Here is a 25,897-nt window from a genome sequence, read left to right on the forward strand (position 1 = left end):
CGAAGACCCGCATTTGTGGTTACACGGCCAGGGCATCCGTGCGCGGTGGGACGCTGCAGTGAGGGTGATGCGGCCAATGTCACACTCTCGCCTACTTGTCCGTACGGACGGCGGATACGGGTTGAATGTGGCCGTGTTGGCCATGACGCCGAGCGGGAAAGCAAGCCGTCTGCGGGGGAAAGCAGGCATCTTCCGACCGAGGAAGTGCGCAGACCGACCGAAAGATGTTCGAGGCGAGGCACACCATGGACGCTCCGACCACCATGTCGGCCGACAACGGCATATCCGGGGGCGGGGACGGCTGGTTCACTCCACGCAATCAGCCGACGGCGGCGCCCGGCGCCGAACAGCAGACGGCGGAGGGAAGCAGACTGGCCGCGCTGCGCCCGGTCCTCAGGACGAGGACGGGGAACTCGCCAGGGCCCTCCACAGCCACCGAAGGGGACCCGTCGGACGAGGCCGGAGCGCCGCCCGGCACGCAGACCGACGGCGAGGAAGTGACACCCGCCGAGGAGATGGCCGCGCCGGACGACGAGACACAGCTCCCGGCCCGGCCGGAGGAAATACACCCACCGGAGCAGACCTCGCAGACCCCGACTTCCACCCCCGCTCAGCCCCAGGAAGTGCCGGACGACACTCCCTCCACGGGCCTCCGAGTGCCCGTCCAGCGCTTCTCCCCGCCCCAGGGCGCCACCACCCCGCTCGGCACCAACGCGCCGCAGTTCCCGGGCCTGTCCCCGAGAGACCAACCGCCCTCCCCGGACGCCGTCCGCATCCGCCGGACCATGGCCGAGGTCGCCCCCGTCGCCGAGAAGGTCACGTCGTACTTCTACGCACTGCTCTTCGTACGCCACCCCGATCTGCGTCCGATGTTCCCCGCCGCCATGGACGCCCAGCGGGACCGCCTGCTCAGGGCACTGCTGACGGCGGCCGAGCACATCGACAACGCCCCGGTCCTGGTCAGCTACCTGCAGAACCTGGGCCGGGGCCATCGCAAGTACGGCACCCGTGCCGAGCACTATCCGGCGGTCGGGGAGTGCCTCATCGGCGCGCTGAGCAAGTACGCCTCCGGCATCTGGGACACGGAGACGGAAGCCGCCTGGGTCCGGGCGTACACGACGATCTCGCAGGTGATGATCGACGCGGCAGCAGCGGACGAGCTGCGCGCCCCCGCCTGGTGGTATGCGGAGGTCGTGTCACACGATCTGAGGACCCCGGACGTCGCCGTCGTCACTGTCCGGCCCGACCAGCCCTACCCGTTCCTCGCCGGCCAGTACACAAGCCTGGAGACGCCGTGGTGGCCGCGCATATGGCGGCACTACTCCTTCGCCTCGGCGCCACGCTCGGACGGTCTGCTGTCGTTCCACGTGAAGGCCGTCCCCGCGGGCTGGGTCTCCAACGCCCTGGTGCATCGGGCCCACCCCGGCGACGTCATCCGGCTCGGTCCGCCGACCGGGTCGATGACCGTGGACCACACCACCGACAGCGGACTGCTCTGTCTGGGCGGTGGCACCGGCATAGCCCCGATCAAGGCGCTGGTCGAGGACGTGGCCGAACACGGCGCACGACGGTCGGTCGAGGTGTTCTACGGAGCTCGCACCGACAACGACCTGTACGACATCGACACGATGCTCAGGCTCCAGCAGTCCCACCCCTGGCTGTCCGTCCGCGCCATCGTCGACCGGCAGGCCCATCTCCAGCTCCCGGACGCCGTACGCGAATTCGGCCCCTGGCACGAGTACGACGCCTATCTCTCGGGCCCGCCCGGCATGATCCGCAGCGGTGTGGACACACTCAGGTCCATCGGGATCCCGTCGGAACGTATACGCCACGACTCCGTGGAGGAAATCGTCCTGGCGCAGTGACCCGGCGAGAGGTCAGCCCAGATCCGGGGCGTGCATGGCCCGTACGCCTTCGATGTTGCCGTCCAGATAGTGCCGCAGGGACAGCGGGACGAGGTGGACGGAGGCGATCCCGACGCGGGTGAACGGCACCCGGACGATCTCGTACTCTCCGATGGGCTCGTCCACTTCGGGCCCGTGCCGGAGCGACGGGTCCATCGACTCCAGGTGGCAGACGAAGAAGTGCTGCACCTTCACTCCGGTCGCGCCGCCGTCGTCGCCGATGTGCTCGACGGTGTCCACGAAGCAGGGCACCACGTCGGTGATCTTGGCGCCGAGCTCTTCGTACACCTCGCGGTGCAGGGCGTCGACGACGGTCGTGTCCGTCGGCTCGACTCCACCGCCGGGGGTCAGCCAGTAAGGATCCATGCCGGGCTTGGTGCGCTTGATCAGGATCAGGGCGTCACCGTCCAGCAGGACGGCTCGGGCGGTGCGCTTGACCACGGGTCGGACGGTCATGGGGGGAATGTGGCCCGGATGGTTCCACGTGAAACATCGCATGTGGTGACCAGCCGGGCTCGCTGCGTGAAATCCGCAAAGTACCTGCTCAACACCAGTCGGCAGCCGCCCGCAGTAACCACTCGTGCGCCCGTGCGATGTGTGGCATGGCCAGCGTTCCGGTGCGCACCACCAGGAAGTACGTCCGAAGCGGCGGCACGGTGGGCTCGTGGAGAGCGACGACGTCACCACGTTCCAGGGCTGCCGCACACAGATAGCGGGGCAGCACCGCGAGTCCGGCGCCCGCGGCCGCGCAGGCGAGCACCGCACGCAGATCGGGGACGACCACGGCGCCGGGTGCGGCCGGGCGGGAATCGAAGACGGATGCCCAGTAGCGCGAAACGAAGGGGAGTGACTCGTGCACCTCGATCACGGGGACGTTCTCGAACGCAGGGGCTCGTTTGACCGCGTGAACAGTCTTGAGCGCCTCCCCTGAGCCGATCTGACCTGCCCAGCTCGGGGCGGCGACCAGGACGTGCTCCTCGTCGCAGAGCGTGCTCGCCGTGAGCAGCGCACCCCGTGGACGAGCCGTGCTGATGGCCAGATCGTGATGCCCGGCAGCCAGACCCTCCAGTGTTTCCTCGGCGTTCCCGAAGGACGCCCGCAGAGCGTAGCCCTGGCCGTCCTCGCCGGTCAGCTCGGTGAGCGCGGGAAGAGCCCGCTCAGCGGTGAACTCGGGTGGCCCCGCGAGATGCAGCGTCCTCAGGGACGACTCGTCGTCGAGGCCAGTCTCGGTGATCTCCACCAGGGCGTCCAGATGGGGGGCGGCCTTGTGGGCGAGTTCGTCGCCGATGGTCGTCGGGGTCACTCCGCGGGCCTGTCGCAGGAAGAGGGGGCGCCCCAACTGCCGCTCCAGAGTGCGGATCTGCGAGGTGACGGCCGGCTGCGAGAGACCCAGCAGCGCGGCGGCACGGGTGAAGGAACCGGCCCGGTGCACCGTCACAAAGGTGCGCAGCAAAGCCAGATCCATGGAATGCCCCCCTTCCCTGCCCTTCTCCCGGCATCGAGGCAGGGCCCAACTATAAATATGTCGATAGGTCTCTGTCGCTACTGTGATTGGACACTGACAGAGAGTCAACTAGCCTTGTTCGCGCGGTTCTTCGCGCGCAGAACCGGGGCGGTCCGAGCCACGAGGGGGGAGGCTCGGACCGTCCGTTGTACGTAGCCGGACACCTGCGGAGCCCTCAGGAATCGGTCAGTCCGTCGACTCGTCCAGCGCACGCAGCACATCCGCCACCAGATCCTCGGGATCCTCCGCCCCGACCGAGAAGCGGATGAAGCCCTCCGACACGTCATCCCCGCCCCAGCGCCGACGCCGCTCGGCCGTGGAGCGCACCCCGCCGAAGCTCGTCGCGTCGTCGACGAGCCGCAGGGCGTCGAGGAAACGGTCGGCACGCGCGCGCGTGGGCAGCGTGAAGGAAACCACGCATCCGTAACGGCGCATCTGCTGCGATGCGATCTTGTGCGAGGCGTCGTCGGCCAGTCCCGGATAGCGCAGCCCGGTCACCTCCGGCCGCTCGCGCAACGCCTGGGCGAGCACGAGGGCGGTCGCGTTCTGCCGGTCGACCCGCATCTGGAGCGTGGCGATCGAGCGATGCGCGAGCCAGGCCTCCATGGGTCCCGCGATCGCACCGACGATCTTCCGCCAACGGCGTACGGCGCCCATGGCCTCGCCCTCGCGGCCGGCGACGTACCCCAGGAGGACGTCTCCGTGCCCCGTGAGCTGCTTGGTGCCGCTGGCCACGGAGAAGTCCGCGCCGAGCTCCAGCGGGCGCTGTCCGAGCGGAGTGGCGAGCGTGTTGTCGACGGCTACGAGCGCCCCACGCGCGTGTGCCGCCTCGACGAGCCGCCGGATGTCGCACACGTCGAGGCCGGGGTTCGACGGCGTCTCGATCCACAACAGCCGTGCGCCGTCCAGGATGTCGAGCTGGGCGTCACCGGCGGTCGGAGCGGTGCGCACCTCGATGCCGTACGCCTCCAGCTGTGCCTGCACCAGGGGCAGTGCCTGGTAGCCGTCGTCGGGCAGGACCACGGTGTCGCCTGCGCGCAGTTGGGAGAAGAGCACAGCGGAAATGGCCGCCATGCCCGAGGCGAAGACGAGCGTCTCCACGCCGTCCTGCCCCGGCGCCTCCAGCTCGCCAATGGCGCTTTCCAGCAGGCTCCAGGTCGGGTTCGTGTCGCGGCCGTAGGTGTACGGGCCGTCGACCTCCCCGGGCAGATGGAAGTGCGCGGCGAAGGCCGGACCGGGCAGGGTCGGTTCGTTCTTGAGCGCCTCGGGCAGTCCGGCCCGCACCGCGCGCGTGCCCTCTCCCTTGTCCGCAGCCCTGTCGCTCATGCCACCCGTCCTTCCGTCTGCTCGCGCACCTCGGCGAGCAGACCCTCGCTCGCCGCCTCCACCATCTCAAGACACTCCTCGAAGCCGTCCAGGCCCCCGTAGTACGGGTCCGGAACGTCGAGCTCGTCCCCCGCGGCGAGGTCGTACGAACGCAGCAGCCGCACCTTCCCGGCATCCTGCGGAGTGGGTGCGAGGCGTCGCAGGGCCCTGAGGTGGCCGGTGTCGAGGGCGATGACGAGGTCGAGGCGGGAGAACCAGGACGGCTGGAACTGCCGGGCCGTGTGGCCGCCTTCGTAACCGTGCTCCTCCAGGACGGAGACGGTGCGCGGGTCGGCGCCGTCGCCCTCGTGCCAGCCGCCGGTTCCGGCGCTGTCGACCTCGACCAGACCGTCCAGGCCGGCCTCCGCCACGCGGGCGCGGAAGACCGACTCCGCCATCGGGGAACGGCAGATGTTGCCGGTGCAGACGAAACAGACGCGGTAGGCCATGCCTCCTCAGTCCTCGTCGGGCAGGACGACGTGCAGGGCCCAGGCCACTATCGAGATGATCAGGCCGCCCAGGACGGCGGTCCAGAACCCCTCGACGTGGAAGCTCAGGTCGATCTTGTCGGCGAGCCACGAGGTGAGCAGCAGCATCAGCGCGTTGACGATCAGTGTGAACAGGCCGAGCGTCAGGATGAACAGCGGGAAGGTCAGTACCTTCACGATCGGCTTGACCAGGAAGTTCACCAGGCCGAAGACCAGGGCGACGAGGATCAGCGTCCAGACCTTCTTACCGGTGCTGTCACCGGTCAGGGTGATCTTGTCGAGCAGCCACACCGCGACCGCCAGAGCGCCCGCGTTGGCGATCGTCTTGACTACGAAATTCTTCATGTGTCTGATCGTGACAGAAGAGATCGGTTACGGGCACTGACGAGGGCGGACTAAGTCGATGAAGGCATTCCGGTTGGATGAACTGGAGGCGGAGCGCGCCGCCAACGACGGTGCCTACCTGCAGTTCCTGCGTGAGCGCAACATGTCCGTCGGCCTGTACGCACTCGACGCGGGCGCCCAGGACCCGCAGCAGCCGCACCACCAGGACGAGGTCTACTTCGTGGTCAGCGGCCGCGCGGCGATCACCGTGGGCATGGAGACCACTCAGGTGTCGCGCGGCAGCGTGGTGTACGTGCCGGCCGGTGTCGCCCACAAGTTCCACCACATCAGCGAGGACCTCAGGGTCATGGTGGTGTTCTCTCCCCCGGAGAGCTGACTTGTGGCCTCGGGGTTCCCTAGGGGATCAGTCAGGGGAGGACAAGGGGTGCGAGGCCCCCGCAGAGGCACCTGCCGGCCCTAGCATCGAGTGCAGGACATTGGTGGATCCGGTACCAGAAGGGCCGGACCGTGCAGGACTTCAGAGAGGTTAAGTGCGATGGGAGAGATCTTCGCGGGGCTGCCGTGGTGGGTGAAGTGGATCGCTGTGCCGGTCATTGCCCTGGTCGTTTTCGGCGGGCTGATAGCCACAGTTGTCGGCTTCGTCATCGGCCTGCTCTTCAAGCTGCTGGTCTTCGTGGCCCTGGTCGGCGGACTCGTCTACGTCGTACGGAAGTTCATGTCGAGCTCCTCGTCGCGCAGCGACTGGTGAGCGTCCGGAGCGGGCGGGGCGACCGGTAACAGGAATCCCCCGTTCCCTCGGGGGAGGGAAGTTTTCCGGACGGGCCGTATATGTGCGGTGTCGGACCGTTAAAGTCCGGAACTCGACGCGGGGACGACCCCGCGAGCGGCGTACACCCCCTCCCGTGTTTCCCGCACGGGCTGCCCCCTCGCGCTCCGGGAGTGACCCTTGGCCACGGTTGACACCGCACCCGCACAGATCGACACCCTCTCGACGACGGCTCCCGCACAACCGACAGCGCCGGTACAACCGACAACTCCCGTACGGCCGTCTGCTCCGGTACGACCGTCAGTTCCCGTACGGGCGTCAGCCCCCGTACAGACATCCGCTCCCGTACGGCCGTCAGCCCCCGTACAGCGCCACGCGGCGCCCTCCTCCGAAGCGCCCGAACAGACCCACTCCGCCACGCTCATCGGGTCCGTCCAGCGTGCGATGCGCCTGCTCGAGTCCGTCGCGGAGCACGAGCACGGAGCCCCCGCCAAACAACTCGCCCGCGAGACCGGGCTGGCGCTCCCCACGGCGTACCACCTGCTGCGCACCCTCGTGCACGAGGGTTATCTGCGCCGCGACAAGGGCCTGTTCTTCCTCGGGGAGGCGGCCGAGCGGCTGAGCAGCAGCGGAGCCGAGCAGAAACGTCGCAGCACCGTCGTCGAAGCACTCGCGCACTGGCGCGACCTGATCGGCGTGCCGGTGTACTACGCGCAGTACCGGAACGGCGAGATCGAGGTCCTCTGTGTCTCCGACAGCCCCGGCAACCCGGCGGTCGAGGAGTGGGCCGACTTCCGCGAGACCGGGCACGCGCACGCCATCGGACAGTGTCTTCTCGCTCAGCTCGACGACGAGGCTCGGCGCGACCACCTCGATCGGTACCCCGTGCAGTCCATCACCCCGTACACCGTGCGAGACGGGCACAGCCTGCTCCGGCGTCTCGAACGGACCGCGCGGATGGAGCCGGTGACCGAGCGCCAGGAGTATGCGCTGGGGACGGTGTGCGCGGCCATTCCGATCACATTGGGTAACGCTGCGGCAACGATGGCCATCTCCCTGCCTGCCCATCAGGCGGACCGGTTGCCGGCCGCGACCCAGCAACTGCAAGAGGAAATCGGGCGGCTGATGGGCTCGCTGGCGATCTCTATCAGTATCTGAAAACTCACTCCTTGTGATCTGTCGTGCACGTTCAGCAAGATGCCACCAGTGTCAGAGGGATCATTCCCGGCCAACGAAGGCAGATGACGGGGTAGGCGATGCGTGAGTCCGTACAGGCAGAGGTCATGATGAGCTTTCTCGTCTCGGAGGAGCTCTCCTTCCGCATTCCGGTGGAGCTGCGCTACGAGGCCTGCGATCCCTACGCAGTCCGGCTCACCTTCCATCTCCCGGGCGACGACCCGGTGACCTGGGCTTTCGGCCGTGAGCTGCTGATCGACGGGGTGGGCCGGCCATGTGGGGAGGGCGATGTGCGGGTCTCGCCCGCCGGTTCCGACCTGTTGGGCGACGTTCTGATCAGGCTTCAGGTCGGCGGTGATCAGGCACTGTTCCGCTCGTCGACGGCGCCGGTCATCGCGTTCCTCGACCGCACCGACAAGCTGGTGCCGCTGGGGCAGGAGGCCGCACTGGCCGATTTCGACACCCACCTCGACGAGGCGCTGGACCGGATCCTGGCGGAGGAACAGAGCGCGGGCTGAGGCTCTACCGATGTGAGGTGACGGCACGCTTCATCGTGAGGTGGGAGGACGCAGGAACGCTTCTGCCGATGCGGCATGATCCAGCGGGCGTGTCCGCACCCGTTCTACGGCGAGCGGATCTCATCGCTGATACCGGGAGCCGGGAGCCCCAGGGTGCCTCTTAACGCTTGCGCCGCCGCCCCTTGCCACCTCGTGCCGCTGCCGGCCGGCTGTCGGCCGTGCCCGCGCTCACACTCGTCGCCGGTACGGGTACGGGAGTCCGTGCCCCCGACCCCACCGCCTCCGCCTCCGGCCGGTCCGCCGAGACCACCAGGGCCGCGAGGACCGTGGTGACCGGTACCGAGGCGACGAGGCCGATCGAGCCGACCAGCGTGCGCACGATCTCCTCCGCCACCAACTCACTGTTGGCAACGGTCCCCACGCTGGACTGCGCGATGGAGAAAAGCAGCAGCAGCGGCAGCGCGGCACCCGCGTAGGCGAGGACGAGCGTGTTGACGACGGAGGCGATGTGGTCGCGCCCGATCCGGATACCCGCGCGGTAGAGCCCGCGCCAGCCCATCGTCGGGTTGGCCTCGTGCAGCTCCCAGACGGCCGAGGTCTGCGTGACCGTCACGTCGTCAAGGACACCGAGCGAGCCGATGATGACGCCGGCGAGCAGCAGGCCGCTCATGTCGATCGACGGATACAACCCATGGATGAGCCCGGTGTTGTCGTCCGTGTTGCCCGTGAGCGCGGCCCAACCGATGAACTGCGATCCGAGGATGCCGATCAGAATCAGGGAGATCAGCGTGCCCAGTACCGCCACGGAGGTTCTGGCCGACAGACCGTGGCACATGTAGAGGGCGATCAGCATGATGGCGCTCGACCCGACCACCGCCACGAGGAGCGGGTTCGAGCCCTGCAGGATCGCGGGCAGGACGAAGAAGTTCAGCAGCAGGAAGCTGACGGTCAGCGCGACCAGCGCCATGACACCGCGCAGCCGCCCGACGATCACCACGGCGAGCGCGAAGATGCCGGCGAGCAGCCCCATGGGGAGCCTGCGGTTCACGTCGGCGACCGAGTACTGCAGATCCCTGGGCGCCGAGGGTTCGTACGCGACCACGACCTTCTGGCCCTCGTGCAACTGCCGAGACTGGTCCGGCTGGACGATCTCCGTGAAGGTGCGGCCTTTGTCGTTGCCGGTGTCGACCCGGATCGTCGCCTTCTTGCAGGTGCCGTTCGCCTGTTGTTCGGCGGAGGAGCCCTCGGCTGTGGAGGTGTCCCCGGTCGGGGTCTCCCCCGAGGCGTTCACCGACTTGCAGCTGATGCTCACGACCTTGCTGACCGTGGCCTGCTGGGTCTGCCGGTCGAAGCCGACCCCGGTGCGTTGGTGTGCCGGGGCACCACCGGGCCACAGCACCGCCAGCCCCACCACGACGGCTACGCCGAACGGGATGAGGATCGCCGCGATGACCTTGCGCAGGTGCTTGGAGACGGGAGTTGCCGGTCCGTGGCTGTGACTGTGGCCGTGCCCGCCACCGCTGCCGGACCCGGAGCCGTCCCTCTGCCCCTCCCCGTGCCCGTGTCCGTCGCCGGGTTCGTGCCCATGGCCGTCACCACCCCGGCCCCCGCCACCCTGACCGCCACCACTGTGGCCGCCGCCCAGGTCACTGCCCCCACCGCGCTGGCCTTCACCACCGGCTCCGGGCCCGTACCCGTAGCCCTGCCCGCTGTGCCCGCCCTGCCCGCCCTGCCCGCCGTGCTCATGCTCGTGCCAGCCGTCGGCCCCGGCCCCGCTGTTTCCGTAGCTCCCGCGGGAGCCATTGCCGGGGCCGAGCCCGGGGCCGTTTCCGGAGCCCGGCCGGCGCGGAGGCTCGGGAGGCGGGTACGGGGGCTGATGCGTCGTGGTCACCGCCCGATCATCGCAAGAACGACAGGGGCCCTCTGTTCACCGCGCCCGAATTGACGCTAGCGTGGAGCCACCTTTGTACACGCGGGAGCTCGGAGCACCGGGCTGAGAGGGCGCTGACCTCCGTCCCAGCGATGTTTCACGTGGAACGTCATCTCCAGCGAGTGACGTTCCCCACGAAACGTCGGCAGACGGAAACCGCTGCGTCGACCGCCGAACCTGTTACCGGGTAATGCCGGCGTAGGGAGTAGGTCTCATGACCATCAAGGACGCGCGCACGCCTGCCTCCGATCAGCTCGACGGGGAGGCCGGGAAGTCCATCGGCTGGCACAAGGCGTACATCGAGGGCTCGCGCCCCGATCTGCGGGTGCCGGTCCGGCAGGTGCACCTCACCAACGGGCAGTCGGTCACGCTGTACGACACGTCCGGCCCGTACACCGATCCTCTCACCGAGACGGATGTCCGACGGGGCCTTGCCCCACTGCGGGACAACTGGATCATCGCCCGTGGGGACACCGAGGAGTACGCGGGACGTCCCGTGCGCCCTGAGGACGACGGGATCAAGCACACCTCGCCGCGGGGTGGCCTGCGCAACCTCGACGCGGTGTTCCCGGGGCGGCCACGCCAGCCCCGCCGCAGCCGTGACGGCAACGCGGTCACGCAGCTCGCCTACGCCCGTCGCGGAGAGATCACACCCGAGATGGAGTACGTGGCCATCCGGGAGAATGTCTCTCCCGAGGTCGTCCGCGAGGAGATCGCGGCAGGGCGCGCGGTACTGCCGTCGAACGTCAACCACCCGGAGATCGAGCCGATGATCATCGGCAAGCGGTTCCTGGTGAAGGTCAACGCCAACATCGGTAACTCCGCGGTGACCTCCTCCATCGAGGAGGAGGTGGAGAAGATGACCTGGGCGACCCGCTGGGGCGCCGACACGGTCATGGACCTGTCCACCGGCCGCAACATCCACACCACTCGTGAGTGGGTGCTGCGCAACTCCCCCGTCCCCATCGGCACGGTGCCGCTCTACCAGGCCCTGGAGAAGGTCGACGGCCGCGCCGAGGAGCTGACCTGGGAGATCTACAAGGACACCGTCATCGAACAGGCCGAGCAGGGCGTGGACTACATGACGGTCCACGCGGGCGTGCGCCTGCCGTACGTACCACTGACGGCCAACCGCAAGACCGGCATCGTCTCGCGCGGCGGCTCGATCATGGCGGCCTGGTGCCTCGCGCACCACAAGGAGTCGTTCCTGTACGAGAACTTCGAGGAGCTGTGCGAGATCCTCGCCGCCTACGACGTCACGTACTCGCTGGGCGACGGCCTCAGGCCCGGTTCGATCGCGGACGCCAACGACGAGGCACAGTTCGCGGAGTTGCGCACGCTCGGGGAACTCAACCGGATCGCGAAGCGTTTCAACGTACAGACCATGATCGAGGGCCCTGGGCACGTCCCGATGCACAAGATCAAGGAGAACATCGACCTTCAGCAGGAGATCTGCGATGAAGCTCCGTTCTATACGCTCGGCCCGCTGACCACCGACGTCGCGCCGGCCTACGACCACATCACTTCCGGTATAGGCGCCGCCATGATCGCCTGGTGGGGCACCGCGATGCTCTGCTACGTCACGCCCAAGGAGCACCTGGGCCTCCCCAACCGGGACGACGTCAAAACGGGTGTCATCACCTACAAGATCGCCGCCCATGCGGCCGACCTCGCCAAGGGACACCCCGGCGCCCAGGAGTGGGACGACGCCCTCTCCGACGCGCGCTTCGAGTTCCGCTGGGAGGACCAGTTCAATCTGGCCCTCGACCCCGACACAGCCCGGGAGTTCCACGACGAGACCCTCCCGGCCGAACCGGCCAAGACGGCTCACTTCTGCTCCATGTGCGGGCCGAAGTTCTGCTCGATGAAGATCTCCCAGGACATTCGCCGTCGCCACGGCGACAGCCAGGGGGAGATCGAGGAGGGCATGGCCCAGAAGTCGAAGGAGTTCGCGGCGGCGGGCAACCGGGTGTATCTGCCGATCACGGACTGACGCAGGCGGATCGCCGACCGGCGTGGCGCATCGGCGGCCGGCACGCGGCCGGGTCTTCGGCTTGCGCTCCCCGTGGTGGGGGCGCAAGCCGAGGGGCCGCGCCGGGTGCTACTCCGGCTGGTGTTCCGGCCCCCCGAAGTCCGGGCTGGAGTAGTCCGGGCTGCTGAAGCTCGGGCGGGCACCGGACGCTCCGTCGTCCGGGCTGCTGAAGCCCGGGCGGCCGTAGCCGAGGCTGGGCATCCGGCTGGTCGGTGCGGGTGGAGCCGTGTGGTGCAGTGCGGCGGTGCCGGGGTCGGCCAGGGCCTCCCTGAGGAAGGGGAGGATGCCGCGTTCCAGCAGGGCCTCGCGCCAGGCGTCCCTGGCCCGTGCCACCTCCTCGCTCAGCTCGCCGTACCCCGCGTCCGGCGAGGGCCGGTTGCGCAGAGCGGTGAGCAGCAGTCCGACAGCGGCGACCAGGATCGCGGCCGCGGTCAGGGCGCCGAACACCCATCCGATGGTGATCATGGCGTGGGCGAACGCCGGCTCGGGGTCGAGCATCTGCAGGATGTAACCCACGAGCAGGAAGATCGCCGCGGCGATTCCGGCGAGGACGGGCGTCAGGACCGCGGCGACGGCGACGGCGCCCGCACCGGCGGTCTCGGCGACCTCTCCCATGGTGGTGGCGAGCCCCATCGCACCCGTGCCCGACTCGGCGGGACCGGGTTCATGCACGGACGACAGGGTGGACGGCGCCGCCGGGCGGCGCTGTTCCTCGCGGACCTTCACGTAGTGCTGGTACTCGGTCGCCGCGGCCGCCGTGACGAGTGCGGTGGCGTTGAGCGCCATGGTGCGCAGCTGTTCGGGATTCAGCCGCTGTCCGACAGCGGCCAGTTCGGGACGGTGTGGTGCGGAGCGCAGCGCCTCATCGAGGATCCGCTCGTACTCCTGGCGGTCCTCGCTGTGCAGGTGCTGCGGAACGCTGTTCATGTGCATCCCCCGATGCTCCGTAGGGCTTGGGGCTCGCATGCCAACGAGCCGTCGGGCAGAAACGGAGGGGAGCCTGCTACGGATAAGCCGATGGTAGAGCGGTGACGGCACACGGTGACAGGGGGTTTCCAGAAATTGGCCTCTGGCCTGCGCGGTCGCCGGTCGGTCCGTCCTGCGGGAACGACTGCCCCGCGAACGTTCAGATATCCAGGGGCAGTTGCTGGACCAGCAGTTTTCCGGCCATGGTCACCCCGCCGTCCATCGCGATGGCCAGTCCGTCGGCGTAGACGTGCGGTCCATCGACCACCGGACCGGATTCTTCCTCATCGTCCTCGGAACCCACTTCGCCGAGCAGATAGGGGATCGGACTGTGGCCGTGAACGATGCGGTTGCCGCCGTACGTATCGAGCAGCGAACGCACATGGTCGGCGCCGCCCTCGTCGCGGAAGGAGAAGCGCTTGGTCAACTTGCGGAACAGATCCCACACCTCGTCCGCGTCGTTGCGTGTGAGGGTCTCGCGGACGGTGTCGTTGACCGCCTCGATCGAGTCGCCGTAGTCGAGATAGGCGGTGGTGTCGGAGTGGACGAGCAGATGTCCGTCGACCTCCTCGACGGCGTCAAGCCGCGCCATCCACTGCAGATGGTGGTCCTGGAGGCGGTCCATGTCGGTCTTCTGTCCGCCGTTGAGCAGCCAGGCCGCCTGGAAGGTGGCGGTGCCCGCGCCGGAGTTGACGGGGGTGTCGCCGAACCGCTTGGCCCCGAGCAGCAGCAGTTCGTGGTTGCCCATGAGGGCCTTGCAGTAGCCGCCGGCCGCGGCGGCCTCCGCGGACAGCCGCATCACGAGGTCGATGACGCCGATGCCGTCGGGCCCGCGGTCGGTGAAGTCGCCGAGGAACCACAGCCGGGCGGTGCCCGCGCACCAGTTGCCGGCGGCGTCGACGAGGCCCTTGTCCTGGAGCGCGGACGTCAGTTCGTCGAGGTAGCCGTGGACGTCGCCGACGACGAACAGCGGACCGGGACCGTCCACCGCCTGTGCCGCGGGGTCGGCGGCCGCCTGGAGCTCGTCACCGTGATGGATGACGGGCAGGTCCTGCTCGGTGGGGGTGTACCCCTCCGGGTACGCCTCCTCGCCGGCCGGGACGACGTCGCCGGGGTGCGTGCTGTGGCCGTACGGACCGGTCTCGTTGACGTACGCGGGCACCCGGAAGTCGCGCAGCACCGCCGTGCGCTCCACCTCGGGTCCCTGACCGGCCCCCTGAGTCATCAGACCCTCCACCATCGCGCCGCATCTGCACCGCTTCGGACTGCCTGGTCGCAGCGGCCCGCGGTGTCGTGGGGCCCATCATAGGAATGCGGATCGCGCCATGTGATGACCCAGGGGTAGTGAATCGGAGCAAGACTCCTGTTCACCGCGGCATTCGCCCCGATTGGGCCGGGCTTGGACCCTCGCCCGGCCGCTTCCTGCTACTTCTCCTCGGGCGACCGCGGCGAGCTGACCGTCGTGCGCGGGGCACGCCGCTGGGAGGAGGTGCGCACGATCAGCTCGGTCGGTATCACCTGCTCGACCGGTTGGTCCGATTCGACCCCCTCGATGGCGTCGATGAGGAGCTGGACCACGGCCGTGCCGATGCGGCGCGGCTTGAGGGAGAGCGTGGTGACGGGCGGCTCGGTGCTGGCGTACACGGTGGACTCGCTGCAGCAGACGATCAGCAGGTCGTCGGGGACGCGCAGCCCGTAGCGGCGGGCGGCGGCCAGCAGGTCGGTGCCGTTCGGGTCGAACAGGCCGTAGACGGCGTCCGGCCGGTCCGGGCGGGCGAGCAGCCGGTCGGCGGCGACGGCGCCCGCGCACGGATCGTGTGCGGGGTAGGCCTCGTACACCGGGTCCTGCCCGACCCGCTCGCACCACCGCAGATACGCGCTGGTCGAAAGGTGGGTGTACGTGTCCGTCGTCGTCCCCGTCAGCAGGCCGATGCGGCGGGCGCCGGCCTCGGCCAGATGGTCGAGGATGCCGAGGACGGCGGCCTCGTGGTCGTTGTCGACCCAGGCGGTGACCGGGAGGGTACCGGCCGGGCGACCGTCGGACACCACCGGTAGACCCTGCCGGACCAGCTCGCTGACGACCGGGTCCTGGTCGGACGGGTCGATGACCACGGTGCCGTCCAGGGCGACGTTCGACCACACGTCGTGGCGTGAGGTCGCGGGCAGGATGACGAGGGCGTAGCCGCGGGCGAGTGCGGCGGAGGTCGCGGCCCGCGCCATCTCGGCGAAGTACGCGAACTCGGTGAAGGTGAAAGGTTCATCCCCGTACGTCGTCACGGTCAGGCCGATGAGTCCCGACTTGCCGGTACGGAGGGTTCTGGCCGCGGCTGAGGGCCGGTAGCCCAGCCGGTCAGCGACCTCTCTGACATGGCGGCGGGTGGCGTCCGGGAGCCTGCCCTTGCCGTTCAGGGCGTCGGAGACGGTCGTGATGGAGACTCCGGCGGCGGCGGCAACGTCTCTGATGCCCGCCCGGCCCGGCCGGCTGCCTCGACGGGAGGTTTCCGCGCGGCTCACCTGGTGCTTCCCTGCTGCTGTCATGGCGAGCCGATAGTAGGGCTCATGCGGTGGGGTAGGGCGGACGCATATGCACGCGTTGACAGGCACGTTTCTGCAAGGTCATATGGCGTCAACTACCTTTGAAACAGAGCCAGTTAAACGATCCAATGGCATTACGTAACTTGTCGGCACGCATGGGCCTGCCAAGTCCCCGATGTTTCGAAGAGGTCTCAACTCACCTGCACGGGTGACGCGCGCCACGGCGCGAGCCACCGGCGCATAGATATATGTGACCGCGCCCCCTGATTCGTCTGCCTTCGTACGGTGATGCCCCTGATGCCTGTGGGGCAGACGAGGTTCGCTCTGACGTGTACGCAGCGGCGCCCAATCCTCATAAGGTGAGCAGTATTGGATGCCGGCTGCGGGAGTCGGACGCCATGAGTCGGTGGTCATGAGGAGGACTGCGGTGAGCGAGACGAGCCCCAAGCTGCGCGCCGAGCTGGAGGGTATCCCCACGTACAAGCCGGGCAAGCCCGCCGCTGCCGGCGGTCCGGTGGCCTACAAGCTGTCCTCCAACGAGAACCCCTATCCGCCGCTGCCGGGGGTGCTGGAGACTGTGACGGCCGCCGTCTCCTCCTTCAACCGCTACCCGGACATGGCCTGCACGAGTCTGATGAACGAGCTGTCCGAGCGCTTCGGCGTCCCGCTCTCCCATCTGGCCACGGGCACCGGCTCCGTCGGCGTCGCCCAGCAGCTGATCCAGGCGACCTCGGGACCGGGCGACGAGGTGATCTACGCCTGGCGGTCCTTCGAGGCGTACCCGATCATCACGCAGATCAGCGGTGCCACCTCGGTACAGGTGCCGCTGACGGCGGGCGACGTGCACGACCTGGACGCGATGGCCGAAGCGATCACCGAGCGGACCCGGCTGATCTTCGTCTGCAACCCGAACAACCCGACGGGCACGGTCGTGAAGCGGGCCGAGCTGGAACGGTTCCTCGACCGGGTGCCGAGTGACGTGCTGGTGGTGCTCGACGAGGCCTACCGCGAGTTCATCCGTGACCCCGAGGTGCCGGACGGTGTGGAGCTGTACCGCACGCGGCCGAACGTCTGCGTGCTGCGCACCTTCTCCAAGGCGTACGGCCTCGCGGGCCTCAGGGTCGGCTTCGCGATCGCCCACGAGCCGGTGGCCGCGGCGCTGCGCAAGACGGCGGTGCCCTTCGGGGTGAGCCAGATCGCACAGGAGGCGGCGATCGCCTCGCTGCGGGCCGAGGACGAACTCCTGGGCCGGGTCGGCTCACTGGTCTGCGAGCGCAACCGCGTGGTGGAGGGACTGCGAGCCCAGGGCTGGACGGTGCCCGAGACTCAGGCCAACTTCGTGTGGCTGCGGCTGGGGGAGCGCACGGTCGACTTTGCTGCGGCGTGTGAGCAGCACGGTGTGGTCGTACGGCCGTTCGCGGGCGAGGGCGTGCGGGTGACGGTCGGGGAGACCGAGGCGAATGACATCTTCCTGAAGGTGGCGGAAGGGTTCCGCAAGGAGCTCTAGCTCACACCGACCGCGCTTCTGCGCTGGTCAGGGCGGGCTGGCAAGGGGGTTCCGGTGGTTGACCGGGACCCCCCTTCATCTATCGAAAGCAGGTGCGGCATACTGGCTTGTGAATGTGAACGCTTTCACAAGCGGTCGCTTCGCAAGCATTTGTTCCACAAGCCTGTGAGGTAAGGAGCGGCGACGTGGACCTGGCTCTGGCGCCGGAGACCCTGGCGCGCTGGCAGTTCGGCATCACCACCGTCTACCACTTCCTGTTCGTCCCTCTGACGATCTCTCTGGCCGCCCTCACGGCCGGCCTCCAGACCGCCTGGGTGCGCACAGAGAACGAGAAGTACCTCAGGGCCACCAAGTTCTGGGGCAAGCTCTTCCTGATCAACATCGCGATGGGTGTGGTCACCGGCATCGTGCAGGAGTTCCAGTTCGGCATGAACTGGTCCGACTACTCGCGCTTCGTCGGCGATGTCTTCGGCGCCCCGCTCGCCTTCGAGGCACTGATCGCCTTCTTCTTCGAGTCCACCTTCATCGGCCTGTGGATCTTCGGCTGGGACAAGCTGCCCAAGAAGATCCACCTGGCCTGCATCTGGATGGTCTCGATCGGCACGATCCTGTCGGCGTACTTCATCCTCGCGGCCAACTCGTGGATGCAGCACCCCGTCGGCTACCGGATCAACAAGGAGAAGGGCCGTGCCGAACTCACCGACTTCTGGGCGGTACTGACCCAGAACACCACGCTCACCCAGGTCTTCCACACGATGTCGGCCACCTTCCTGACCGGTGGCGCCTTCATGGTGGGCATCGCGGCATTCCATCTGTTCCGCAAGAAGCACATCGCCGTGATGAAGACCTCGCTGCGCCTAGGTCTGGTCACCGTGGTCATCGCCGGCATGCTCACCGCGATCAGCGGTGACACCCTCGGCAAGGTCATGTTCAAACAGCAGCCGATGAAGATGGCGGCCGCCGAAGCCCTGTGGGACGGCCAGGACTCGGCACCCTTCTCGATCTTCGCCTACGGCGACGTGGAGAAGGGCCACAACACCGTGGCCATCGAGATCCCCGGCCTGTTGTCCTTCCTCGCCGACGACGACTTCACCTCGTTCGTCCCCGGCATCAACGACGTCAACAAGGCCGAGCAGCAGAAGTACGGACCGGGCGACTACCGGCCCAACATTCCGGTCACCTTCTGGGCGTTCCGCTGGATGATCGGCTTCGGCATGGCGTCCTTCGCCATCGGCCTGGCCGGACTCTGGCTGACCCGCAAGAGGTTCATGCTCCCGCAGCACCTGCGCGTCGGAGAGGACGAGGTTCCGCATCTGGTCCTCTTCAACAAGGCCCTCAGCCCCAAGCTCGGCAGGCTCTACTGGCTCGTGGCGATCTGGACCCTGGGTTTCCCGCTGATCGCCAACTCCTGGGGCTGGATCTTCACCGAGATGGGCCGCCAGCCATGGGTCGTCTACGGCGTCCTGCAGACCCGGCACGCGGTCTCCCCCGGCGTCTCCCAGGCCGAGGTACTCATCTCGATGATCGTCTTCACGACTCTGTACGCCATCCTGGCCGTCGTCGAGGTCAAGCTGCTCGTGAAGTACGTCAAGGCCGGCCCGCCCGAACTCACCGAGGCCGACCTCAACCCGCCCACGAAGATCGGCGGCGACACCCGTGACGCCGACAAGCCGATGGCCTTCTCGTACTAGGCCGAGGGAGAGCGAGTCATGGAACTTCACGACGTCTGGTTCGTCCTCATCGCCGTCCTGTGGACCGGCTATTTCTTCCTGGAGGGCTTCGACTTCGGGGTCGGTGTCCTCACCAAGCTCCTCGCCCGCGACCGGGCCGAGAAGCGTGTCCTGATCAACACCATCGGTCCCGTCTGGGACGGCAACGAGGTGTGGCTGCTGACGGCGGGCGGTGCCACCTTCGCCGCCTTCCCCGACTGGTACGCCACGCTCTTCTCCGGCTTCTATCTGCCGCTGCTGGTCATCCTGGTCTGCCTGATCGTCCGCGGGGTCGCCTTCGAGTACCGGGCCAAGCGGCCCGAGGAGAACTGGCAGCGCAACTGGGAGACCGCGATCTTCTGGACCTCGCTCATCCCGGCGTTCCTGTGGGGCGTGGCCTTCGGCAACATCGTGCACGGGGTGAAGATCGACCAGCACTTCGAGTACGTCGGCACCCTCTGGGACCTGTTCAACCCGTACGCCCTGCTCGGCGGACTGGTGACGCTGACGCTGTTCACCTTCCACGGAACGGTCTTCACGGCCCTGAAGACCGTCGGGGAGATCCGGGAGCGGGCGCGGAAGCTGGCGACCCGGGTCGGCCTCGTCTCGGCCGTGCTGGCGCTGATCTTCCTGCTCTGGACGCAGGTCGACAGCGGCGACGCCAAGAGCCTGGTCGCGCTGGTGGTCGCCGTGGCCGCACTGGTCGCCGCCCTGGTGACCAACCAGGCCGGGCGTGAGGGCTGGTCGTTCGCCCTGTCGGGCGTCACCATCGTGGCAGCCGTGGCGATGCTCTTCCTGACGCTCTTCCCGAACGTCATGCCGTCCTCGCTCAACGCGGACTGGAGCCTGACGGTCACCAACGCCTCGTCGAGCCCCTACACCCTGAAGATCATGACCTGGTGCGCGGGGATCGCCACACCGATCGTCATGCTCTACCAGGGCTGGACGTACTGGGTGTTCCGCAAGCGGATCGGCACACAGCACATCGCCGAAGCCGCGCACTGAGCCCGAGGTGGGCATGTTTCACGTGAAACATGCCCCTTGAGAAGAGGGTGTGTTTCACGTGAAACCGATCGACCCGCGTCTGCTCCGATACGCCCGGGCCACCCGCCTCTTCCTGGTGGCTGTGGTTGGCCTGGGCGGCCTCGGCGCTCTGCTGGTCATCGCCCAGGCGATGCTCGTCGCAGAGGTTGTGGTCGGTGCGTTCCAGCACGGTCTGGCGGTCGCAGAACTCCGCACTCCCCTGCTGCTGTTGGCGGCCGTCGCTGTCGGTCGGGGGCTCGTCTCCTGGCTCACCGAGCTCGCGGCACACCGCGCGAGTGCCGCAGTGAAGTCGGAACTGCGGGGGCGGCTGCTGGAACGGGCCACAGCGCTGGGGCCCGGGTGGCTGAGCGGGCAGCGGACCGGGTCGCTGGTCGCCCTCGCCACCAGGGGGGTCGACGCCCTCGACGACTACTTCTCGCGCTACCTCCCGCAGTTGGGACTGGCGGTGGTCGTGCCGGTGGCGGTGCTGGCGCGGATCGTGACCGAGGACTGGGTCTCGGCGGCCATCATCGTCGGGACCCTGCCACTCATCCCCGTGTTCATGGTGTTGATCGGCTGGGCCACTCAGTCCCGGATGGACCGTCAGTGGCGGCTGTTGTCCAGATTGTCGGGGCACTTCCTGGACGTCGTCGCGGGACTGCCGACGCTGAAGGTGTTCGGCCGGGCCAAGGCGCAGGCCGAGTCGATTCGACGCATCACCGGCGAGTACCGGCAGGCGACCATGCGGACGCTGCGGATCGCCTTCATCTCCTCCTTTGCCCTGGAGTTGCTGTCGACGCTCTCGGTGGCACTGGTCGCCGTGACGATCGGAATGCGACTCGTCCACGGCGAGATGCACCTGTACGACGGCTTGGTCATCCTCATCCTGGCCCCCGAGGCGTACCTGCCTCTGCGGCAGGTCGGCGCGCAGTATCACGCGGCGGCGGAGGGGCTGGCCGCCGCCGAGGAGATCTTCTCGGTGCTGGAGACGCCGGTGCCGAGGTCGGGTACCGCTGCGGTGCCCGAAGGTGCGCTGGCCTTCGAACATGTCACGGTCACGTACCCGGGGCGCTCGGATGACGCCGTTGCGGACGTGTCCTTCGAGGTCGCGCCCGGGGAGACGGTCGCGTTGGTCGGGCCCAGCGGCGCGGGCAAGTCGACGCTGCTGAACGTCCTGCTGGGATTCGTGCGGCCGGCCGAAGGACGGGTGCGGGTCGGGGGAGCCGATCTCGCCGAGGTCGACCTGGAAGAGTGGCGGTCGCGCATCGCGTGGGTGCCGCAGCGGCCGCAGTTGTTCGCCGGGACGATTGCCGAGAATGTACGGCTGGCCCGCCCCGACGCCGACGAGACCGCAGTGCGAAGGGCGTTGCGGGACGCGGGGGCGCTGGAGTTCATCGACGCGCTGCCCCTGGGGGCCGACACCGTGCTCGGCGAGGACGGGGCCGGGCTGTCCGCCGGGCAGCGGCAACGGCTCGCGCTGGCCCGGGCGTTCCTCGCGGATCGGCCGGTACTGCTCCTCGACGAGCCGACGGCGGCGCTCGACGGAGCCACCGAGGCGGAGGTCGTGACGGCGGTACGGCGACTCGCGGCCGGGCGGACGGTGCTGTTGGTGGTGCACCGGCCGGCACTGCTGGGGGTGGCGGACCGGGTGGTGCGGCTGGCGGAGCCGGCGGTACAGGCCCCGGTGGAGGCCATGGCCAGGGCGTCCGCGGCACGTGCGGTCGAGGACAGCAGCCCCGCTTCGGCCGAGCCCGGAACGACCGAGCCGCCGACCGAGGCGCGCAGCGTTCTCTCCCGGGTTCGCGCCATGTCAGGCCCCCGACGAGGCCGACTCGCGCTCGCGCTGCTGCTCGGGAGCCTCGCGCTCGGCAGTGCCGTGGGTCTGATGGCCACCTCCGGGTGGCTGATCTCGCGGGCCTCGCAGCAGCCGCCCGTGCTGTATCTGATGGTGGCCGTGACAGCGACCAGGGCCTTCGGGATCGGCCGGGCCGTGTTCCGGTACGCGGAGCGTCTGGTGTCGCACGACGCCGTGCTGCGGATGCTCGCCGACACTCGGGTCGCCGTGTACCGGCGCCTGGAGCGACTGGCGCCGGCCGGTCTGCGCACGGCCCGCCGGGGTGATCTGCTCTCACGGCTCGTTTCCGACGTGGACACCCTCCAGGACTACTGGCTGCGCTGGCTGTTGCCCGCCGGTGCCGCCCTCGGGGTGTCCACGGCCTCCGTGGGCTTCACGGCCTGGTTGCTGCCCGAGGCGGGTGCCGCGCTCGCCGTGGGCCTGCTGGCCGCCGGTGCCGGTGTCCCGCTCATCACCGCAGCCGTGGCTCGCCGCGCCGAACGCAGGCTCGCCCCCGCCCGCGGTGAACTGGCGACGCGGGTGACCGATCTCCTCACCGGGACCGCGGAGTTGACCGTCGCCGGTGCTCTGCCCGCCCGTACCGCCGAGGCACGGCGGGCGGACGGCGTCCTCACCCGGATCGCCTCCCGTGCCGCCACCGCCACCGCCCTCGGTGACGGGCTCACCGCCCTGATCTGCGGTCTGACCGTCACCACGACCGCCCTCGTCGGCGCCCAGGCGGTCGCCTCCGGGCGGCTCGGCGGGGTCGCCATGGCCGTCGTGGTGCTCACTCCACTGGCAGCCTTCGAGGCCGTGCTCGGGCTGCCGCTCGCCGTGCAGTACCGGCAGCGGGTGCGCAGGAGCGCGGAGCGCGTCCATGAGGTGCTGGACGCGCCCGAGCCGGTGCGGGAACCGGAGTCTGCTCGGCAGGCGCCCGCCTCCCCGTTCCCGGTCGTCCTCCAGGGGCTGACCACTCGGCACGAGGGCCAGGACCGGGACGCGCTCACGGGCCTCGACCTGAGCCTGGCGGAGGGCCGGAGGATCGCCGTCGTCGGCGCATCCGGCTCCGGCAAGACCACGCTCGCGCAGGTGCTGCTGCGTTTCCTGGACGCGGACGCCAGCACCTACACGCTGGGCGGTGTGGACGCCTACGGGCTGCACAGCGACGACGTACGGCGGCTGGTGGGGTTGTGCGCGCAGGACGCGCATCTCTTCGACAGCTCGGTGCGCGAGAACCTGCTCCTCGCCAAGAAGGACGCGACCGAGGACGAGCTGCGGGACGCGCTGAAGCGGGCCCGCCTGCTCGACTGGGCCGAGAGCCTGCCCGACGGGTTCGACACCCTGGTCGGCGAGCACGGGGCGTGGCTGTCCGGCGGTCAGCGGCAGCGGCTCGCGCTGGCCCGGGCACTGCTCGCCGACTTCCCGGTCCTCGTCCTGGACGAGCCCGCCGAGCATCTCGACCTGCCCACCGCCGATGCGCTCACCGCCGATCTGCTGGCCGCCACCGAAGGCCGTACGACACTCCTCATCACGCACCGGCTGGCAGGACTCGAGTCGGTGGACGAGGTGGTCGTACTCGATGAGGGACGGGTCGTGCAGCGAGGGTCCTACGCGGAGCTGGCGGGCGTGGAGGGGCCTTTGCGGGGGATGGCCGAGCGGGAGGCGGAGTCGGAGTTGCTGGTGGCGGCACACGGGGCTCCGGCCGGCTGAGCCGCAGCAGCCCCCTACCGCCGTTCCAGCATCCGCTCGATCACGACGGCCACCCCGTCGTCGTTGTTGGCGACGGTCCGGCCCGAGGCCGCGGCGATCACGTCCGGGTGGGCGTTGCCCATCGCGTACGACTGTCCGGCCCAGGTGAGCATCTCGACGTCGTTGGGCATGTCCCCGAACGCGACGACCTCCTCGTGCGAGATTCCCCGCTCTGCGCAGCACAGGGCGAGCGTGCTGGCCTTGGAGACCCCGGGTCCGCTGATCTCCAGCAGGGCGCTGGGGCTGGACCGGGTGACGTTGGCGCGGTCGCCGATGGCGAGGCGCGAGAGGGTCAGGAAGGCGTCCGGGTCGATCGAGGGGTGGTAGGCGAGGATCTTCAGCACCGGTTCGGCGGCACCAGGTCCGTCCTCGGCCAGCAGCTCCTCGGCCGGTGCGAGGTTGTCGGGGATCTCCATGTGCAGCTTGGGATAGTCCGGCTCCTGGTAGAAGCCGTACGTCTGCTCCACCGCGTACACCGTGCCGGGCGCTGCCTCCCGCAGCAGCCCTACGGCGTCCAGCGCGTTCTCCCGAGCCAGCTCGCGCACCTTCACGAACCGGTGGGCGCCGGGGCCGCCGTGCAGGTCGACCACGGCTGCGCCGTTGCCGCAGATGGCCAGGCCGTGGCCGTGGACGTGGTCGCTGACGACGTCCATCCAGCGGGCCGGGCGGCCGGTGACGAAGAAGACCTCGATGCCCGCCTCCTCGGCGGCGGCGAGAGCCGCGACCGTACGGGGGGACACCGACTTGTCGTCGCGCAGCAGAGTGCCGTCCAGATCGGTGGCAATCAGGCGCGGAGGTATGCCGGCGGCCGGGGTCTCGGGCTGTCGAGTAGCTGAGGTCACCCGCTCAGTCTCCCGCATATGCCTGCACGACCGGGCGGGTGCCCGCACAGGTGAGACATAGACGACGCGGGAGGGGACCTCACCCGCCCCGGTGCCGCCTCAGCCCAGCTGTGCCGGTGCCTCCATGGCGATCTGCTCGAAGACCTTCTCGTCGGCGGCGAAGTCCGAGTCGGGGATCGGCCAGTGGATCACAAGCTCCGTGAAGCCGAGCTCCCGGTGGCGGCCCGCGAAGTCGACGAAGGCGTCGAGGGACGCCAGCGGGCGCCCGCGGTCCGGGGTGAAGCCGGTGAGCAGGACCTTGTCGAGCGAGTTCACGTCCCGGCCGAGCGACACGCAGGCGTCGGTGAGCTTCTCGATCTGGCCGCGGAGGGCCTGGAGGGACTGCTCGGGCGTGCCGTTCTCGTACAGCTTCGGGTCGCCGGTGGTCACCCACGCCTGCCCGTGGCGTGCGGCGAGCCGCAGGCCGCGGGGGCCGGTGGCGGCCACGGCGAAGGGCAGCCTGGGCCGCTGGACACAGCCGGGGATGTTGCGGGCCTCGTGGGCCGAGTAGAAGTCGCCCTCGTAGGAGACCGAGTCCTCGCGGAGCAGGCGGTCGAGCAGCGGGACGAACTCGGCGAGCCGGTCGGCACGCTCGCGCGGGCTCCACGGATCCTGGCCGAGCGCGGTGGCGTCGAAGCCGGTGCCGCCCGCGCCGATACCGAGGGTGACGCGGCCGCCGGAGATGTCGTCGAGGGTGATCAGTTCCTTGGCGAGGTTCACCGGGTGCCGGAAGTTCGGCGAGGTCACCAGGGTGCCCAGGCGCAGCCGGTCGGTGACGCCCGCTGCACCGGTCAGTGTGGGCAGGGCACCGAACCAGGGGCCGTCGCGGAAGGTGCGCCAGGACAGGTGGTCGTAGGTGTATCCGGTGTGGAAGCCGAGCTGGTCCGCGCGTTGCCATGCCTCGCGGCTCCCCTCGTTCCAGCGGCGGTAGGGGAGGATCACGGTGCTCAGACGCAGACTCATGTGTCCGAGCGTATGTGCCGGGCCGTGTTTCACGTGAAACCGTGACTCAGCCGCACATCCACCTGGGGCCGGCCGCCGAGCTCGACGTGGGCCTCGTGGGGCAGGGTGCCGTCTCAGTGCTGCTCGGGAAACCGCAGGTAGCGCGGTGGAACGGCCTGGGTCAGCCACACGCCGTTCGCGCTGACGTGGAAGACATGGCCGTCGCGGTGCATGGCTTCCGCGTCCACGGAGAGCACGACGGGACGGCCGCGGCGGGCGCCGACCCGGGTCGCGGTCTCGCGGTCGGGCGAGAGGTGAACGTCGTGCCGGTTCATGGGGCGCAGTCCCTCGGCGCGGATCGCGTCCAGGTAGCGCGCCACCGTGCCGTGGTAGAGGTACGGCGGCGGGGTCGCCGGTGGCAGTCCGAGGTCGACGTCGATGCTGTGGCCCTGGCTGGCGCGGATACGGGTGCCGTCGATCGCGAAACGCTGTTTGTCGTTGGCGGCGACCACGTGGTCCAGCTCGTCCCGGGTGAAGCGGAAGCCGTGCTCGGTGGCCGCTGCGATCAGTACGTCGATCTCGACCCAGCCGGCCTCGTCGAGCGTGAGCCCGATGCGCTCGGGTTGGTGGCGCAGATGCTTGGAAAGGTACTTCGAGACCTTCACGGTGCGTCTCTCGTCCCTCTCGCGTGGCTTGTTCTCGTTCATCCCGCCAGGGTGCCGG

At 69.0% G+C, this 25,897-nt stretch carries 22 protein-coding genes; 10 read left to right on the plus strand and 12 right to left on the minus strand.

The window, feature by feature from the left end; genetic code table 11:
- Nucleotides 1-245: 245 nt before the first annotated feature.
- On the plus strand, nt 246-1,865 hold the full coding sequence (locus tag RNB18_RS08840) for a globin domain-containing protein (protein WP_311713562.1): 1,620 nt from the start codon (nt 246-248) through the stop codon (nt 1,863-1,865).
- 12 nt (nt 1,866-1,877) lie between these two features.
- On the opposite strand, the gene RNB18_RS08845 is transcribed toward RNB18_RS08840, so the two are convergent.
- The 5 genes from RNB18_RS08845 to RNB18_RS08865 form a co-directional block, all read right to left on the minus strand.
- The gene (locus RNB18_RS08845; RefSeq protein WP_311713563.1) at nt 1,878-2,360 is read right to left on the minus strand and encodes an NUDIX hydrolase; all 483 of its coding nucleotides are present in this window, start codon (nt 2,358-2,360) and stop codon (nt 1,878-1,880) included.
- 88 nt (nt 2,361-2,448) lie between these two features.
- Entirely contained in the window at nt 2,449-3,369 is a 921-nt protein-coding gene (locus RNB18_RS08850) for a LysR family transcriptional regulator (protein ID WP_311713564.1), read from the minus strand.
- A gap of 225 nt (nt 3,370-3,594) precedes the next feature.
- Complete coding sequence (locus RNB18_RS08855) at nt 3,595-4,734, minus strand: cystathionine gamma-lyase (protein WP_311713565.1); 1,140 nt, start codon at nt 4,732-4,734, stop codon at nt 3,595-3,597.
- Nucleotides 4,731-5,222, minus strand: coding sequence for a low molecular weight protein-tyrosine-phosphatase (locus RNB18_RS08860; RefSeq protein WP_311713566.1), 492 nt, complete (start codon nt 5,220-5,222; stop codon nt 4,731-4,733). Before RNB18_RS08860 ends, RNB18_RS08855 begins: the two co-directional genes overlap by 4 nt.
- Before the next feature lie 6 nt (nt 5,223-5,228).
- The gene (locus RNB18_RS08865; protein ID WP_311713567.1) at nt 5,229-5,606 is read right to left on the minus strand and encodes a phage holin family protein; all 378 of its coding nucleotides are present in this window, start codon (nt 5,604-5,606) and stop codon (nt 5,229-5,231) included.
- A gap of 58 nt (nt 5,607-5,664) precedes the next feature.
- Between RNB18_RS08865 and RNB18_RS08870 the strand changes: the two genes are divergently transcribed.
- The 4 genes from RNB18_RS08870 (at nt 5,665) to RNB18_RS08885 (ending at nt 8,066) form a co-directional block, all read left to right on the plus strand.
- Complete coding sequence (locus RNB18_RS08870; RefSeq protein WP_069759568.1) at nt 5,665-5,982, plus strand: cupin domain-containing protein; 318 nt, start codon at nt 5,665-5,667, stop codon at nt 5,980-5,982.
- A 159-nt stretch (nt 5,983-6,141) separates the two neighbouring features.
- A complete protein-coding gene (locus tag RNB18_RS08875; RefSeq protein WP_037711649.1) occupies nt 6,142-6,354 on the plus strand; it encodes a DUF5326 family protein in 213 nt (70 codons plus the stop codon).
- Between the two features lie 441 nt (nt 6,355-6,795).
- On the plus strand, nt 6,796-7,530 hold the full coding sequence (locus RNB18_RS08880; protein WP_311713687.1) for an IclR family transcriptional regulator: 735 nt from the start codon (nt 6,796-6,798) through the stop codon (nt 7,528-7,530).
- 98 nt (nt 7,531-7,628) lie between these two features.
- The gene (locus RNB18_RS08885; RefSeq protein ID WP_069759570.1) at nt 7,629-8,066 is read left to right on the plus strand and encodes an SsgA family sporulation/cell division regulator; all 438 of its coding nucleotides are present in this window, start codon (nt 7,629-7,631) and stop codon (nt 8,064-8,066) included.
- A 160-nt stretch (nt 8,067-8,226) separates the two neighbouring features.
- Here RNB18_RS08885 and RNB18_RS08890 read toward each other — a convergent pair whose 3' ends face one another.
- Nucleotides 8,227-9,957 (minus strand): YibE/F family protein, encoded by a 1,731-nt coding sequence (locus RNB18_RS08890; protein ID WP_394817600.1) that lies wholly within the window; start codon nt 9,955-9,957, stop codon nt 8,227-8,229.
- A gap of 253 nt (nt 9,958-10,210) precedes the next feature.
- On the opposite strand from RNB18_RS08890, the gene thiC reads away from it, so the two are divergent.
- Entirely contained in the window at nt 10,211-11,989 is a 1,779-nt protein-coding gene (gene thiC / locus RNB18_RS08895; RefSeq protein WP_311713568.1) for a phosphomethylpyrimidine synthase ThiC, read from the plus strand.
- A 108-nt stretch (nt 11,990-12,097) separates the two neighbouring features.
- Here the strand turns inward: thiC and RNB18_RS08900 are convergent, their stop codons facing one another.
- From RNB18_RS08900 to RNB18_RS08910, 3 genes are all read right to left on the minus strand, one after another.
- Nucleotides 12,098-12,961 carry a hypothetical protein gene (locus tag RNB18_RS08900; protein ID WP_311713569.1) on the minus strand — a complete coding sequence of 288 codons (864 nt, stop codon included), beginning with the start codon at nt 12,959-12,961 and terminating at the stop codon, nt 12,098-12,100.
- A gap of 193 nt (nt 12,962-13,154) precedes the next feature.
- Complete coding sequence (locus tag RNB18_RS08905) at nt 13,155-14,219, minus strand: metallophosphoesterase (RefSeq protein WP_311713570.1); 1,065 nt, start codon at nt 14,217-14,219, stop codon at nt 13,155-13,157.
- Nucleotides 14,220-14,419: 200 nt separating this feature from the next.
- Complete coding sequence (locus tag RNB18_RS08910; protein ID WP_311713571.1) at nt 14,420-15,532, minus strand: LacI family DNA-binding transcriptional regulator; 1,113 nt, start codon at nt 15,530-15,532, stop codon at nt 14,420-14,422.
- A gap of 424 nt (nt 15,533-15,956) precedes the next feature.
- Between RNB18_RS08910 and hisC the strand changes: the two genes are divergently transcribed.
- The 4 genes from hisC (at nt 15,957) to cydD (ending at nt 23,312) form a co-directional block, all read left to right on the plus strand.
- Nucleotides 15,957-17,036, plus strand: coding sequence for a histidinol-phosphate transaminase (gene hisC / locus RNB18_RS08915; RefSeq protein ID WP_311713572.1), 1,080 nt, complete (start codon nt 15,957-15,959; stop codon nt 17,034-17,036).
- 185 nt (nt 17,037-17,221) lie between these two features.
- A complete protein-coding gene (locus tag RNB18_RS08920; RefSeq protein WP_311713573.1) occupies nt 17,222-18,727 on the plus strand; it encodes a cytochrome ubiquinol oxidase subunit I in 1,506 nt (501 codons plus the stop codon).
- A gap of 18 nt (nt 18,728-18,745) precedes the next feature.
- Nucleotides 18,746-19,750, plus strand: coding sequence for a cytochrome d ubiquinol oxidase subunit II (gene cydB, locus RNB18_RS08925; protein ID WP_311713574.1), 1,005 nt, complete (start codon nt 18,746-18,748; stop codon nt 19,748-19,750).
- Nucleotides 19,751-19,808: 58 nt separating this feature from the next.
- Nucleotides 19,809-23,312, plus strand: coding sequence for a thiol reductant ABC exporter subunit CydD (gene cydD / locus RNB18_RS08930; protein ID WP_311713575.1), 3,504 nt, complete (start codon nt 19,809-19,811; stop codon nt 23,310-23,312).
- 14 nt (nt 23,313-23,326) lie between these two features.
- Here cydD and RNB18_RS08935 read toward each other — a convergent pair whose 3' ends face one another.
- From RNB18_RS08935 to RNB18_RS08945, 3 genes are all read right to left on the minus strand, one after another.
- A complete protein-coding gene (locus tag RNB18_RS08935) occupies nt 23,327-24,211 on the minus strand; it encodes a Cof-type HAD-IIB family hydrolase (RefSeq protein ID WP_311713576.1) in 885 nt (294 codons plus the stop codon).
- Between the two features lie 81 nt (nt 24,212-24,292).
- The gene (locus RNB18_RS08940) at nt 24,293-25,195 is read right to left on the minus strand and encodes an LLM class flavin-dependent oxidoreductase (protein WP_311713577.1); all 903 of its coding nucleotides are present in this window, start codon (nt 25,193-25,195) and stop codon (nt 24,293-24,295) included.
- Nucleotides 25,196-25,308: 113 nt separating this feature from the next.
- The gene (locus RNB18_RS08945; RefSeq protein WP_311713578.1) at nt 25,309-25,881 is read right to left on the minus strand and encodes an RNA 2'-phosphotransferase; all 573 of its coding nucleotides are present in this window, start codon (nt 25,879-25,881) and stop codon (nt 25,309-25,311) included.
- Between the last annotated feature and the right edge of the window lie 16 nt (nt 25,882-25,897).

This window comes from Streptomyces doebereineriae, from assembly GCF_031845645.1.
GTDB classification, from domain to species: Bacteria; Actinomycetota; Actinomycetes; order Streptomycetales; family Streptomycetaceae; genus Streptomyces; species Streptomyces canus.

What these genes read in the sequence shown, in the direction of transcription:
- RNB18_RS08845 (WP_311713563.1), bottom strand. Translation starts at nt 2,360, where the DNA reads ATGACCGTCCGACCCGTGGTCAAGCGCACCGCCCGAGCCGTCCTGCTG.
- RNB18_RS08870 (WP_069759568.1), top strand. Translation starts at nt 5,665, where the DNA reads ATGAAGGCATTCCGGTTGGATGAACTGGAGGCGGAGCGCGCCGCCAAC.
- RNB18_RS08865 (WP_311713567.1), bottom strand. Translation starts at nt 5,606, where the DNA reads ATGAAGAATTTCGTAGTCAAGACGATCGCCAACGCGGGCGCTCTGGCG.
- RNB18_RS08875 (WP_037711649.1), top strand. Translation starts at nt 6,142, where the DNA reads ATGGGAGAGATCTTCGCGGGGCTGCCGTGGTGGGTGAAGTGGATCGCT.
- thiC (WP_311713568.1), top strand. Translation starts at nt 10,211, where the DNA reads ATGACCATCAAGGACGCGCGCACGCCTGCCTCCGATCAGCTCGACGGG.
- RNB18_RS08940 (WP_311713577.1), bottom strand. Translation starts at nt 25,195, where the DNA reads ATGAGTCTGCGTCTGAGCACCGTGATCCTCCCCTACCGCCGCTGGAAC.
- RNB18_RS08855 (WP_311713565.1), bottom strand. Translation starts at nt 4,734, where the DNA reads ATGAGCGACAGGGCTGCGGACAAGGGAGAGGGCACGCGCGCGGTGCGG.
- RNB18_RS08945 (WP_311713578.1), bottom strand. Translation starts at nt 25,881, where the DNA reads ATGAACGAGAACAAGCCACGCGAGAGGGACGAGAGACGCACCGTGAAG.
- RNB18_RS08935 (WP_311713576.1), bottom strand. Translation starts at nt 24,211, where the DNA reads ATGCGGGAGACTGAGCGGGTGACCTCAGCTACTCGACAGCCCGAGACC.
- RNB18_RS08900 (WP_311713569.1), bottom strand. Translation starts at nt 12,961, where the DNA reads ATGCACATGAACAGCGTTCCGCAGCACCTGCACAGCGAGGACCGCCAG.
- RNB18_RS08885 (WP_069759570.1), top strand. Translation starts at nt 7,629, where the DNA reads ATGCGTGAGTCCGTACAGGCAGAGGTCATGATGAGCTTTCTCGTCTCG.
- RNB18_RS08840 (WP_311713562.1), top strand. Translation starts at nt 246, where the DNA reads ATGGACGCTCCGACCACCATGTCGGCCGACAACGGCATATCCGGGGGC.
- RNB18_RS08905 (WP_311713570.1), bottom strand. Translation starts at nt 14,219, where the DNA reads ATGACTCAGGGGGCCGGTCAGGGACCCGAGGTGGAGCGCACGGCGGTG.
- RNB18_RS08850 (WP_311713564.1), bottom strand. Translation starts at nt 3,369, where the DNA reads ATGGATCTGGCTTTGCTGCGCACCTTTGTGACGGTGCACCGGGCCGGT.
- cydB (WP_311713574.1), top strand. Translation starts at nt 18,746, where the DNA reads ATGGAACTTCACGACGTCTGGTTCGTCCTCATCGCCGTCCTGTGGACC.
- RNB18_RS08860 (WP_311713566.1), bottom strand. Translation starts at nt 5,222, where the DNA reads ATGGCCTACCGCGTCTGTTTCGTCTGCACCGGCAACATCTGCCGTTCC.
- RNB18_RS08910 (WP_311713571.1), bottom strand. Translation starts at nt 15,532, where the DNA reads ATGACAGCAGCAGGGAAGCACCAGGTGAGCCGCGCGGAAACCTCCCGT.